We start from the raw sequence: 12,681 nt of genomic DNA, 5'->3' as shown, positions 1-12,681 counted from the left end.
ACCACCTGTCAATTTAATGTCTTAATTCTTCTAATACTTCCTGAATCAGTACACGTTCATCCATTGGATATTTTTTACCCTTGATTTCCTGATAATCTTCGTGTCCTTTTCCTGCCAGTACAATGACATCTCCTGGCTGTCCATGTTCGATTGCATATTTTATGGCTTCTTTACGGTCAATAATTTCTACATATTTTCCGTCCGTTTTTGCCATACCGATTTTAATATCATCTATAATTGCCTGTGGCTCTTCAAATCTTGGGTTATCAGAAGTAATAATTGTCAAGTCTGCCAACTTTCCTGAAACTTCTCCCATCTCGTAACGGCGAAGTTTGGAACGATTTCCGCCACATCCAAACAGGCATACCAGACGCTTTGGCTGATATTCTCTTAAAGAGGTCAACAAGCTCTCTAAACTCATTGCATTGTGTGCATAGTCAATCATAAGAGTAAAATCATCAGATACTTTAATCATTTCAATTCTTCCCTTAACCTTTGCCACCTTCAATGCCTTTTTCATATCTTCTTCTGTTACGTTAAAATGACGACAGATTGCAATGGCTGTTAAGGAGTTGTATACACTGAATTTTCCCGGTACATCAATTTCTACGTCCATATTCACCAGACCTTTTGCCTGATATGATACTCCAAGATAGCCCGGTTTACTTACAAGCTGTGTATTTATTGCCCGCAAATCTGCTTTTTCTGAAAATCCAAACGTTTCAATCGTACAAGTATGGCCTTCGATAACTTTTTCACAATGTTCATCGTCAATGTTTACAATTCCGGTTTTACACTGTTTGAACAACATACCTTTGCATGCCATATATTCTTCAAAAGAAGCATGCTCGTTTGGTCCGATATGATCTGGCTCAATATTGGTAAAGATTCCGATTTCAAAAGTAAAGCCTGCGGTACGGTGCATCATTAATCCCTGAGAAGATACTTCCATTACCACACACTGGCATCCTGCTTCTACCATTTTGCGGAAATACTTCTGAATCACATAAGACTCCGGTGTAGTATTGCTTGCCGGAATTACTTCATCACCGATAATTGCCTCGATTGTTCCAATCAGCCCTACCTTATATCCTGCATTCTCTAAAATGGACTTTACCATATAAGTAGTTGTTGTCTTTCCCTTGGTTCCGGTTACACCGATTACTTTTAATTCTTCTGCCGGATGATGGAACCATGCTGCTGATACTAATGCCAATCCGTAACGAGTATCTTTTGTACGGATAACGGTAAGGTCTTTTGGTGCTTCTACTTCATCCTGTACTAATACTGCTGCCGCACCCTTTTCTGCTGCTTCTTTTACAAACGTATGACCGTCTACTACGGTTCCTTTAATACAAACAAACAGACAGCCCTTGGTGATTTTTCTAGAATCATATACTAAATCTGTAATCTCTATCTCTGTACTGCCCTGGACTGTTTCATACTCCAGTCGTTCTAACAGGCTTGCCAATTTCTCCATTTTTATTCCTCTTTTCCAAAAAGCATATTCGTTTTATTATATGATAAATATAGGGATTTTGCAAGTAAGGCATCTGACTTTCCAGCTTTAACATAACCGTGAAAACCAGTACTCTTGTACTTTAAGGTAATGGTATTTCCTGTTGTGCAAAAAAGCTTTGAACCATATTCTCATATCGTTCAAAGCTTTTTATTTTCTGTTTTTATTCTATATCTGTGTTACTACAAAGATATCGTAAATAGCCTTAATAGCTGCTTCAAAATCTTCATTTCTTACACCGATAATTACATTCAGCTCACTAGAACCCTGGTCAATCATTTTAACATTAACATTTGCATGTGCTAATGCGGAGAAAATTCTTCCTGCTGTTCCACGAGTAGACTTCATACCACGACCAACAACTGCAATCAATCCCAAGTTTGATTCGATTTCAATGGAATCCGGTTTTGCTAAACGATGAATTGCTGCTAATACTTCCTGTTCTTTTCCTTCAAATTCTTCCTGATGTACAAAAATAGTCATTGTATCAATACCAGATGGTACATGTTCAAAAGAAATTCCCTGCTCTTCAAAGGCTGCAAGCACTTTTCTTCCGAATCCTACTTCTGAATTCATCATATCTTTTTCGATATTAACTGCTACAAATCCTTTTTTACCTGCAATTCCTGTGATGGTATATGCAGACTGACGACAAGTACTTTCTACGATTAAAGTTCCTTCGTCATCCGGAGCGTTGGTATTACGGATATTGATTGGAATACCTTCCTTACGAACCGGGAATACTGCATCTTCATGAAGTACTGTTGCACCCATATAAGAAAGCTCACGAAGCTCTCTATATGTAATTACTTTGATAGATTCCGGATTCTCAATGATTCTTGGGTCTGCTACTAAGAAACCGGAAACGTCTGTCCAGTTCTCATACATATCTGCATGTACTGCCTTTGCTACGATAGATCCTGTAATATCAGAACCACCTCTGGAGAATGTTTTTACAGTTCCGTCTTCTTTTGCTCCATAAAATCCCGGAACAACTGCACGTTCACATTTTTTCAAACGCTCAGATAAAATCTTATTGGTCTTTTCTGCTTCAAACTCGCCGTCTTCATCAAAAACAATTACTTCCGCTGCATCAATGAACTCATATCCAAGATATTCTGCCATGATGATACCATTTAAGAATTCACCTCTGGAAGCTGCATAGTCACTTCCTGCTTTTTTCTTAAAATTCTCCGCAATTACTTTGAACTGCTCGTCTAAAGATAATGTTAAATTCAATCCGTTGATGATAGAATTGTAACGTTCCTGAATCTTCTTCAATGCTGCACTAAAATCTTTCTCTTCTTCTGCCAATGCATAACATTGATAAAGCATATCTGTTACTTTTGTGTCTTTTGAATTTCTTTTTCCCGGAGCACTTGGTACTACATACTTACGCGCTTCATCAGAACGAATAATATTTCCAACTTTTACAAACTGCTGGGCACTTGCCAGTGAACTTCCACCAAATTTTACTACCTTTGTCATTTCTTTCTCATGGTTCCTTTCTAAACTCTCTTTGCTTGTACACGTTACTGCATTAAACAGCATCTGCCCTAGATTGTACCACAAAGTTTTTTTAATTGGAACTAATTTTTTCATTTTTTGTAAATTCTATGGATTTTTCTTCTTATTTTACCGTATATTGTGATACATCTTCACCATTCAACCATTGATTTATAATCGGAATCTCTTCTTCTCTCAGTCCATGAATGTTATCCTCATAGACAACAAAAGAACATTCCGTTCCGGCTTCTTTTAATGCCTGATACATTGCTTCAGCCTGTAAAAAGGATACTTTTTCGTCATTTCTACTATGAAACATTAAAACCGGTACCTTAATCTCATCCGCCCAGCAGATTGCAGAACGTTTTTCATATTCTTCCGTAGCTTCTCCAGGTGTTTTTCCAATTAACTCTGTCAACAACTCCTGCATGTCGCTTCGTTCTTCATAGGATTGAAATAAATCTGTCAGTCCCGAAATAATGACCAAACGCTTTACCCTGTCATCCTGTCGTGCTACCATATAGGACATCATTCCTCCCCTTGATGCCCCCATCATGCAAAGATTGTCCATATCCACAAAGGAAAACTGTTCACATAAATCCAATAATTTCACAACGTCTTCCACATCTTTTCCACCGTACTGGTCTTTCCCTGTACCTCCGGATGTTCCACGGTACTGAGAACCAATGACAACGCTGTTGAACTGATAGCTCATATACGCTATTTCCTGTTCTTGTAGTGCACCGTAATCCTGATTTCCGCCTCTGTTATACACAATTACCGGATATGGCTTTTTCTGCTCTATACACTCCTTTGGTATGCCTATATAGCCTACCACCTGAGCATCGTCACTTTGATAAGTAAAACGGTAGGAAACAACACATTGCGCTCCCTGTTCTTCTAACTGTACCGGCTCGATAGACAAAATATCTTCCAAGGACTTATATGCCTCAAAGTCATATTCTTCTGCCGTTACTTCTTTATCTATTTCTTTACCTGCTTGTTTCTCAGATACTTGTTTGTCTTTTTTCCCACACCCTGTTCCCAAAACAATAACAGCTAACATCGCTAATAAGATTCGATATTTTTTCATAACTTCTCCCTATTTTCCCATCTTCTATTTCATCTGCTTTCTTTTTACGCCTCTGCCTGTTTTTGATTGTCCCTCATGTTTTTATAATACTCCATGCGGTAATTATTTTTTCCTTTTTCTTTTACGGCATAAAGTGCATCATCCGCAGCCTTGAAATTGGTAGATAAAATCTGTCTTTTATGGTAATTATCATCACTTGCCGGATTGTCGCAAAAACAGATAACACTCTGCATATCGCCATAGTCTTCAAGAATTGGATCTGTCTTTACTAATGACAACATTTCATGTTCAAGTGCATAACCCGACTCATCCAGCATTTTCTACTTCTGACGCATAAACTCTGCCGCTCCATAATATTTGAACCAACATGCTGAAAATTAGCAGTATTGTAACTTTATATCTTGCTTTATACATATATATTTATCTCCTTAGCTGTTGCACATAATTAATTTTTATCATAGCACTTTTTTCCCAGTAATACACCAATTAAACGAATAAATATACATAAATTATATTTTTTTGAACGTAAGTATTATTTTTAAACACGCTTCTTCCAGCTCTGCTTCCATATCTCCTTCCATAGTTTCCATAAACATTTTTGCAATGGTAAGCCCTAATCCGGAACCGCCCAGTGTGCGAGACTCTTCTTGCATATAAAATCGGTCAAATAAGTGTTCTACATCTTCTTCTGTAAGTTTTTCCGCCGGATCTTTGAATATCATCTGTATCCGTCCTCCTGCATCTGCAAACTCTATCTGCCAGAAATCCTTTCCGTACTTTAACGCATTTCCAATTAAATTTCCAAAAACACGATTCAATGCATTCACATCTGCCATTACTGAATACGACTTTTCTTCCGGTAATTGTACCTCTATCCCTTTTTCTTCAAAATTTTGATAATAATTCAATACCTGATTGCAGAAAAAACTATAAAGTTCCACTTGTTCTAATTTTACACTCTGTACTCTGTCTTTTACACTGGTATACTCGTACAGTTGCTCTATCAATTCCTGCAATTGTTCTGTCTTTCGTTGAATTACTCCCAAGTACTCTTCCCGTTCTTTTTCTTCCTGAGTTTCTTTTAAAAGTCTCAAATATCCCTTCATCGAGGTAAGGGGCGTTCGTAAATCATGGGAAATATTAGCTATTTCATCCTTTAATTGTTGCTCCTTCTTTTCAACTGCCAATTGATTTTCCTTTGTTTTTTCCAGATAATGATTCACTACTTCTACGAATTTTTCCATATCAGAAGAAGGTGAGCCTAAATGAAGCTCACCATTTCCTTCTTCTCGCAAAAGTATCTCAAATTCTTTTGTTAATGCCTTTAAATTTCTTTTTTGTAATCTATTCTTAATAAGTGTTCCTAATAGCAAAATGCTCAATACAATGATTACTATTTGTTCCATTTCTTCACCTTAACGTATTTCTTTCTTCTGCAATGATTTTATTCCTAATACAGAAAAAATGACTATTGCACAAACTCCGGCCACAATACACCGAATCACACCTTCCGTTGTCTGCCAACCATACACACGGTCATATCCGGTTGCCGTTTCCACAAGCTGCACCTGCATCAAATTACGCATCAGCATATTGCTAAATCCTCTTATTTGCGGAAATTTATAAGCTATCACATCAATTCCTCTTGGTATGATATCCAAAATCAGAATCATAATTACCGCAGAAATAATCGTATTGTTACTCCATAAAATGCAACAGTGATATAAAACCAGGGCTCCCAGCAACATTGGAATACATACAAAGGTACTACGGACAAACATCTCTGATATTTCTCTTCCGCTATCTTCCAGTAATGCTTTTCCCAAAATATAGTAAAATCCCATTAACCCAAGATACATCACAACACAAATAATCGCTTGTGTAATAACTCTTCCTAAAAAGATAACTTTTCGGTCTACACCGTACCCCACCGAATTTTTCAGATTCTTCAAACTACTTCCATCCAGAGAACTACATATAATAATGATGACATAGAAAAATATTCCCATTGAAGCATCTATCATTATATAAGCATGATGGGTATTGCCATAGAGAAAGCCGGGTAAAGAACGTTGTGCAAAGTATAGAATAATGTTATATGCAGCCAACAATGCAGCAAAAATTCCGGTCAAAAGATATACTTCCTTAGAATAAAATATTCGATAAAATTCACTTTTTATATAATTTAGCATCTTACATTTCCCCCTCTTTGCTTTCTTCACCAATTAAATGCATATAGTAATTTTCCAGATTCATTACTTTTCGAGTTAGTCCCAGTAAACCAATACCATTTTTTATTGCTAATTCACTGATTTGCTGTTCCTTTTCTAACATGCCGTAAATATGAATGATATTTTCAGGGTATACTCGATATCTCATTTTGGGAAAATGTTCTTCTAATACTACTGCCATTTTTTCACTGTCAGATATTTTAAGTTCTAAGTAAGTCTGACACTTCTCTTCTAACGCTTCTCTGCTGATTTCTTCTAATATTCTTCCTCTATCCATAAAGCAAAAATAGGTTGCTATATTGGTAAGTTCCGCCAAAAGATGACTGGAAATTAAAATCGTAACTCCCTTTTCTTTGCTTAATCGAAGTAAAATATTACGGATTTCTATCATTCCCTTTGGGTCTAATCCGTTTACCGGCTCATCCAATATCAAAAAATCCGGATGATTTAAAAGGGCAAGAGCAATTCCCAGTCGTTGTTTCATTCCCAGGGAATATCCTTTTACTTTTTGTGTTGCCGCCTCAGACAGTCCCACCTGTTCTAATAATTCCTCTACCCGCTGTTTTCCCGGAATCCCTAATTGAATTCGATAATATTCCAGATTCTGTCTTCCTGTCATATTTTCAAAAAAAGCAGGTGTTTCCAACATCGAACCAATTCGCTTGCGTTCTCTTCCACTTTTTTCTGACTGTTCTACTCCGAATAATTCCAGTCTTCCGGTATCCCAAAAAGAAGTCCCGGTAATCATACGCATTAACGTTGTCTTACCTGCTCCGTTATTTCCTACTAATCCATAAATCTGTCCTTGTCTGATAGACATAGATACATGATTTAATGCTGCTTTTCCCTGATATAATTTTGTCATATCTGAAATCTTTAAAATTTCTTTTTCCATGCTTGTTCTCCTCTTTTCTTTTCTACTCTATTATAGAAAAAGAGTTTTTAAAAGTCCTAAATAAAGTTTAAAGAAAGTTTAAAGATTTGCAAGTTTAAATCCGATTCCCCACACTGTTTTTATATACTCTTCTTCATCACATACTGCTATTTTTTTCCGAATATTGCTGACATGTACACTAACGGTACTATCTTCTCCGATATAGTTTTCTTTCCATATTGCCTGATATATGTTTTCCTTTGAATATACTTTATCCGGATGTTCTAACAGAAGTGTTAAAATATCAAATTCTAATGCTGTAAGAGAAATTTCCTTTTCTTTCACATAACAAGTACGAGCTTCTTTATCCAATACCAGATTTTTAAACTGCAACTTTTGAAAACCGGATTCTCTCTTTTCGTTCTCCTTACTCTTTTTGCGAAAACGGCGCAATCTTGCATTGACTCTTGCTACAACTTCTTTGTTTTCAAAGGGTTTGGTAAGATAATCATCTGCACCTAAATCTAATACAGAAACTTTATCTTCTAATGCTGCTTTTGCTGTTAACACCAGAATCGGAATCTCATTTTCTTTTTCCCGCAATTGCTTTATCACTTCTTCTCCTGTCGTTCCCGGAATCATTAAGTCTAATAACATCATGTCAAATTGTTCCATAGAAATTCGCAATAATGCCTCACTTCCGGAATAGGCACTTACTGTTTCAAATCCTTCTTTTTCTAAAATTTTACACAACAGACTATTGATATCACTATCATCTTCCACAATTAGTATTTTTTCTTTGTTCATAACGGGCTCCTGTGTATGTTTTCATTTACCATTCCTATAACAATGAAAGGATTATTGTAAAATCCTCTTCTACAATAATCCTTTCATTTTCTTATTATAATCTGTCAGTTTATAGCAATCTGATACTTATTTATAATTTACGATTTTTCCGAAGTCTGCCTTTAAGGAAGCTCCACCTACTAAACCACCATCAATGTCTGGTTTTGCAAATAATTCTGCCGCATTTCCTGCATTTACAGATCCGCCGTACTGAATACGGATTGCTTCTGCTGTTGCTTCATCATAAACTTCTTTGATGCATGCACGAATTGCTGCGCATACTTCTTCAGCCTGATCAGATGTTGCTGTTTCACCAGTTCCGATAGCCCAGATTGGTTCGTAAGCGATAACAGCTGTTTTTGCCTGATCTGCGGTTACATTCTGGAATGCAATCTTAATCTGCATACGAATCCAATCAATGTAGATGCCCTGTTTTCTCTGTGTTAAAGATTCTCCACAGCAGATGATTGGTGTAATACCATGTTCGAAAGCTTTTAATACTTTCTTATTTACAGTTTCATCTGTTTCTGCGAAATATTCTCTTCTTTCAGAATGTCCTAATACAACGTATTTTACACCAGCGTCTGTTAACATTGCAGGGGAAATTTCTCCTGTGTATGCTCCGCTTTCTTCAAAATACATATTCTCAGCACCAATGTTGATGTTAGAACCTTTTGCTGCTTCCATAGCTGGAATGATGTCAATAGCTGGTACACAGAATACTACATCTACGTCATCATTTGCTACTAATGGTTTTAACTCGTTTACTAAAGCTACTGCTTCACTTGGAGTTTTGTTCATTTTCCAGTTTCCTGCAATAATTTTTTTTCTTGCCATGATTTTATTTCCTCCGTAATATTTTCATAAGGATGTTTGCTTTACAAGGAAGTTCACTTCGCTAAGCTCACTGAACGACCTCGCAACACGCTCTGCCTAAGCTAAATGTCTCGCTTTCACAAGGAAGTTCGATTCACTAAGCTCTGTCTGCGCTTTGCTTGCCAATCGCTAAGTTCCTTCGAACTAAGTTCACACTAACCTCACATTTCGCCTTCAGCTCATGTTCGCTAAGTGTTCTACTTATCGTTAGCTGCTGCTACACCTGGTAATTCTTTTCCTTCTAAGAATTCAAGAGATGCTCCACCACCAGTAGAGATGTGAGTCATCTTATCGCCAAATCCTAACTGGTTAACTGCTGCTGCTGAATCTCCACCACCGATGATAGTAGTTGCATCTGTTTCAGCTAATGCCTCTGCTACTGCGATTGTACCTTTTGCAAGTACCGGGTTTTCAAAGATACCCATTGGTCCGTTCCATACAACAGTCTTAGCAGATTTAACAGCGTCTGCGTATAATGCAGCTGTCTTAGGTCCGATATCGAATCCTGCTTTGTCTGCTGGCATAGCTTCTACTCCATATACTTCTACTGGAATTTCAGCATCGATTGGATCTGGGAATGCATCTGCTGCTACTGTGTCGATTGGAAGTAATAATTTCTTTCCAAGTTTTTCAGCTTTTGCAAGCATTTCTTTACAATAATCAAGCTTTGTATCATCTACTAAAGATTTTCCGATTTCATATCCCTGTGCTTTTAAGAATGTGAATGCCATACCACCACCGATGATCAAAGTATCACATTTCTCTAATAAGTTAGAGATAACGTTTAATTTATCAGCAACTTTAGCTCCACCAAGAATTGCTACGAAAGGTCTAACTGGCTTTTCTACTGCATTTCCTAAGAAATCGATTTCTTTCTGCATTAAGTATCCAACTGCTGCTGTATCAACTAAACCAGCAACACCTACGTTAGAGCAGTGTGCTCTATGAGCTGTACCGAATGCATCGTTTACAAATACGTCGCATAAAGAAGCAAGGTCTTTAGAGAAAGCTTCTCCGTTCTTTGTTTCTTCTGCTCTGAAACGTGTATTCTCTAAAAGAATAACATCTCCGTCTTTCATAGCTTCTACTGCTGCTTTTGCATTTGGTCCTACAACTTCTGGATCTGCTGCAAATTTTACTTCCTGTCCTAATAATTCAGAAAGTCTCTGTGCTACTGGAGCAAGAGTTTTTGTTTTCTTATCTTCTTCTGTTTTTACTTTTCCTAAATGAGAGCAAAGAATTACCTTTCCTCCATCAGCTACTAACTTCTTAATTGTAGGAAGAGCTGCTACTAAACGGTTTTCGTCTGTGATTTTTCCATCCTTTAAAGGTACATTGAAGTCACATCTACAAAGAACACGTTTTCCTTTTACATTAATATCATCTACTGAGAGTTTGTTTAAAGACATAATATTTCTCCTTTTCTAAAAGATTGTTGTCGCTACTTGCGGAACAAAGAGTCCGCTTGTCGGACTCTTTCGCGCCCGAGCGATGTCGTTTACGACTAATTTCTTCTCCGCGAGGTGTGCTTCCTTAGCGGAGCGTCTTTTATGCAATAGGACGCACTTTCCTATTGTATAAAAAAGAAGTCCGGTCCATAAGACCGGACCCCTTCCTGAGTCTTGTTGTCAATACTATTGAATTTGCTAATTACAATTAAGCTAATTCAGAGAAGTATTTGATTGTACGAACCATCTGGCTTGTGTAGCTGTTTTCGTTGTCATACCAAGAAACAACCTGTACTTCATATAAGTCATCAGATACCTGGTTTACCATAGTCTGAGTTGCATCGAATAAAGATCCAAATCTCATTCCTACGATATCAGAAGAAACGATTTCGTCTTCGTTGTATCCGAAAGATTCGTTAGATGCTGCTTTCATAGCTGCATTGATATCTTCTTTTGTTACTCCAGCTTTCTTAACTACTGCTGTTAAGATAGTTGTAGAACCTGTTGGGGTAGGTACACGCTGTGCAGAACCGATTAATTTTCCGTTTAATTCTGGGATAACTAATCCGATTGCTTTTGCAGCACCTGTGCTGTTAGGAACGATGTTAACTGCTGCTGCACGAGATCTTCTTAAATCACCTTTTCTCTGTGGTCCGTCTAATGTCATCTGATCTCCTGTGTAAGCATGGATTGTACACATAATACCGGACTGGATTGGTGCATATTTGTTCAAAGCGTCAGCCATTGGTGCTAAGCAGTTTGTTGTACAAGAAGCTGCAGAAATGATTGTATCGCTTGCTTTTAATGTCTCGTGGTTTGTATTGTAAACAACGGTAGGAAGGTCGTTTCCTGCTGGAGCAGAAATAACAACTTTACGAGCACCAGCGTTGATATGAGCCTGTGCTTTTTCTTTGGATGTATAGAATCCAGAACACTCTAATACAACGTCTACTTTTAATTCTCCCCATGGGCAGTTATTTGCATCTGGGAAAGCGTAGATTTTGATTTCTTTTCCATCAACAGTGATAGAATCTTCACCAGCAGTTACTTTATCTGCTAATTCATATTTACCCTGAGATGAATCATATTTTAACAAGTGTGCTAACATTTTAGGGCTTGTTAAATCGTTGATTGCTACTACTTCGTATCCTTCTGCACCGAACATCTGTCTGAATGCTAAACGTCCAATACGTCCAAATCCATTGATTGCTACTCTTACTGACATGTTTAATTCCTCCTAATTTTGAATGAATTTAATTTTACTTTGGGATAATAACCCAAATCTAGATACATTTTACCCAATCTTTGTCCAAAATTCAAGTGTCATTTTCAACTTTGTTAATTTTTTCACTATTTTTTTTTACGTAAACTGCTTTTCACTCACTTTTTACGGTATATATGACCTATATTCCATTATCTTTTGACAAAATAATACATTTCATATATATTAAACTGTGAAATATGAACAAAGGAGGCTTATTTATGCTTTGGGATACACATATGCACACGCATTTTTCCGGTGACAGCGATGCTGACCCTCGTGACATGATTCGTTCTGCGCAGGCAAAAGGCTTGGGCGGACTCTGTTTTACCGACCACCTGGATATTGATTATCCAAAAACCCCAGATGAATTCTTAATTGATTTTCCTGCTTATTTTTCAGAACTGACAGACATTCAACAGGATTTTTCTGCCAAATTTCCAGTATATATTGGTCTGGAGCTTGGACTGCAACCACATCTTGCACAAAAGCTTCCTGAAATCATTGAAAAATATTCTTTTGACTTTGTCATCGGTTCTTCCCATGTAGTCCATCACATGGACCCTTATTATCCGGAATACTATGACGGAAAATCCGAAGATGATGCATATCGGGAATATTTTGAATCTATATTAGAAAATCTTGCGGTTTTTGACTGCTTCGATGTATATGGACATATTGACTATGTGGTACGATACGGTCCTAATACCAACACCTATTACACCTATGAAAAATTTGCAGACGTGATTGATGAAATTCTTCGCACCCTGATTCAAAAGGGAAAAGGCATCGAAATTAACACCGGTGGATTTAAATACGGACTTGGGCATCCTAACCCTACCGAAGCCATTTTGAAACGTTACCGTGAACTTGGAGGCGAAATCATTACCATTGGTGCCGATGCGCATAAGCCGGAACATGTGGCTTTTGATTTCAATAAAGTACCTGCCATTTTAAAAGATGCGGGATTTTCTTATTACGCTGTATATAAAAATCGAAAACCTAGTTTTTATAAACTTTAATGTAC

Annotated in this window: 12 protein-coding genes; 1 reads left to right on the top strand and 11 read right to left on the bottom strand. The window is 37.3% G+C overall.

Annotated features, from left to right (window positions below; genetic code table 11):
- Nucleotides 1–13: 13 nt before the first annotated feature.
- From KQI83_RS10375 to gap, 11 genes are all read right to left on the bottom strand, one after another.
- A complete protein-coding gene (locus tag KQI83_RS10375) occupies nt 14–1,480 on the bottom strand; it encodes a UDP-N-acetylmuramoyl-L-alanyl-D-glutamate--2,6-diaminopimelate ligase (protein WP_216557430.1) in 1,467 nt (488 codons plus the stop codon).
- A 207-nt stretch (nt 1,481–1,687) separates the two neighbouring features.
- Nucleotides 1,688–3,007: an aspartate kinase gene (locus KQI83_RS10370; RefSeq protein WP_216557846.1), complete on the bottom strand. Its 1,320-nt coding sequence runs from the start codon at nt 3,005–3,007 to the stop codon at nt 1,688–1,690.
- 142 nt (nt 3,008–3,149) lie between these two features.
- On the bottom strand, nt 3,150–4,118 hold the full coding sequence (locus KQI83_RS10365; RefSeq protein ID WP_216557427.1) for an alpha/beta hydrolase family protein: 969 nt from the start codon (nt 4,116–4,118) through the stop codon (nt 3,150–3,152).
- A gap of 44 nt (nt 4,119–4,162) precedes the next feature.
- Nucleotides 4,163–4,435: a hypothetical protein gene (locus KQI83_RS10360; protein WP_216557424.1), complete on the bottom strand. Its 273-nt coding sequence runs from the start codon at nt 4,433–4,435 to the stop codon at nt 4,163–4,165.
- Between the two features lie 192 nt (nt 4,436–4,627).
- Nucleotides 4,628–5,524, bottom strand: a complete 897-nt coding sequence (locus KQI83_RS10355) for a sensor histidine kinase (protein WP_216557421.1) — start codon at nt 5,522–5,524, stop codon at nt 4,628–4,630.
- A 9-nt stretch (nt 5,525–5,533) separates the two neighbouring features.
- Nucleotides 5,534–6,310, bottom strand: a complete 777-nt coding sequence (locus tag KQI83_RS10350; protein ID WP_216557418.1) for a hypothetical protein — start codon at nt 6,308–6,310, stop codon at nt 5,534–5,536.
- Between the two features lies 1 nt (nt 6,311).
- On the bottom strand, nt 6,312–7,244 hold the full coding sequence (locus tag KQI83_RS10345; protein WP_216557414.1) for an ABC transporter ATP-binding protein: 933 nt from the start codon (nt 7,242–7,244) through the stop codon (nt 6,312–6,314).
- 78 nt (nt 7,245–7,322) lie between these two features.
- Nucleotides 7,323–8,030 carry a response regulator transcription factor gene (locus KQI83_RS10340; RefSeq protein ID WP_216557412.1) on the bottom strand — a complete coding sequence of 236 codons (708 nt, stop codon included), beginning with the start codon at nt 8,028–8,030 and terminating at the stop codon, nt 7,323–7,325.
- 126 nt (nt 8,031–8,156) lie between these two features.
- Nucleotides 8,157–8,906, bottom strand: coding sequence for a triose-phosphate isomerase (gene tpiA / locus KQI83_RS10335; protein WP_216557408.1), 750 nt, complete (start codon nt 8,904–8,906; stop codon nt 8,157–8,159).
- Nucleotides 8,907–9,142: 236 nt separating this feature from the next.
- Nucleotides 9,143–10,354 (bottom strand): phosphoglycerate kinase, encoded by a 1,212-nt coding sequence (locus KQI83_RS10330; RefSeq protein WP_216557405.1) that lies wholly within the window; start codon nt 10,352–10,354, stop codon nt 9,143–9,145.
- A gap of 247 nt (nt 10,355–10,601) precedes the next feature.
- On the bottom strand, nt 10,602–11,618 hold the full coding sequence (gap, locus tag KQI83_RS10325) for a type I glyceraldehyde-3-phosphate dehydrogenase (RefSeq protein WP_216557402.1): 1,017 nt from the start codon (nt 11,616–11,618) through the stop codon (nt 10,602–10,604).
- 257 nt (nt 11,619–11,875) lie between these two features.
- On the opposite strand from gap, the gene KQI83_RS10320 reads away from it, so the two are divergent.
- Nucleotides 11,876–12,676 carry a histidinol-phosphatase HisJ family protein gene (locus tag KQI83_RS10320; protein WP_216557399.1) on the top strand — a complete coding sequence of 267 codons (801 nt, stop codon included), beginning with the start codon at nt 11,876–11,878 and terminating at the stop codon, nt 12,674–12,676.
- Nucleotides 12,677–12,681 lie beyond the last annotated feature (5 nt).

Origin of the sequence: Roseburia sp. MSJ-14 (assembly GCF_018918225.1) — a bacterium.
Taxonomy (GTDB): Bacteria; Bacillota; Clostridia; order Lachnospirales; family Lachnospiraceae; genus Petralouisia.
Note: the sequence above shows the minus strand (reverse complement) of the source record. Positions and strands in the feature narration are given on the sequence as shown.

Excerpts from the sequence above, each read along its gene's own strand:
- KQI83_RS10375 (WP_216557430.1), bottom strand. The coding sequence starts at position 1,480 with ATGGAGAAATTGGCAAGCCTGTTAGAACGACTGGAGTATGAAACAGTC.
- KQI83_RS10370 (WP_216557846.1), bottom strand. The coding sequence starts at position 3,007 with ATGACAAAGGTAGTAAAATTTGGTGGAAGTTCACTGGCAAGTGCCCAG.
- KQI83_RS10365 (WP_216557427.1), bottom strand. The coding sequence starts at position 4,118 with ATGAAAAAATATCGAATCTTATTAGCGATGTTAGCTGTTATTGTTTTG.
- KQI83_RS10360 (WP_216557424.1), bottom strand. The coding sequence starts at position 4,435 with ATGCTGGATGAGTCGGGTTATGCACTTGAACATGAAATGTTGTCATTA.
- KQI83_RS10355 (WP_216557421.1), bottom strand. The coding sequence starts at position 5,524 with ATGGAACAAATAGTAATCATTGTATTGAGCATTTTGCTATTAGGAACA.
- KQI83_RS10350 (WP_216557418.1), bottom strand. The coding sequence starts at position 6,310 with ATGCTAAATTATATAAAAAGTGAATTTTATCGAATATTTTATTCTAAG.
- KQI83_RS10345 (WP_216557414.1), bottom strand. The coding sequence starts at position 7,244 with ATGGAAAAAGAAATTTTAAAGATTTCAGATATGACAAAATTATATCAG.
- KQI83_RS10340 (WP_216557412.1), bottom strand. The coding sequence starts at position 8,030 with ATGAACAAAGAAAAAATACTAATTGTGGAAGATGATAGTGATATCAAT.
- tpiA (WP_216557408.1), bottom strand. The coding sequence starts at position 8,906 with ATGGCAAGAAAAAAAATTATTGCAGGAAACTGGAAAATGAACAAAACT.
- KQI83_RS10330 (WP_216557405.1), bottom strand. The coding sequence starts at position 10,354 with ATGTCTTTAAACAAACTCTCAGTAGATGATATTAATGTAAAAGGAAAA.
- gap (WP_216557402.1), bottom strand. The coding sequence starts at position 11,618 with ATGTCAGTAAGAGTAGCAATCAATGGATTTGGACGTATTGGACGTTTA.
- KQI83_RS10320 (WP_216557399.1), top strand. The coding sequence starts at position 11,876 with ATGCTTTGGGATACACATATGCACACGCATTTTTCCGGTGACAGCGAT.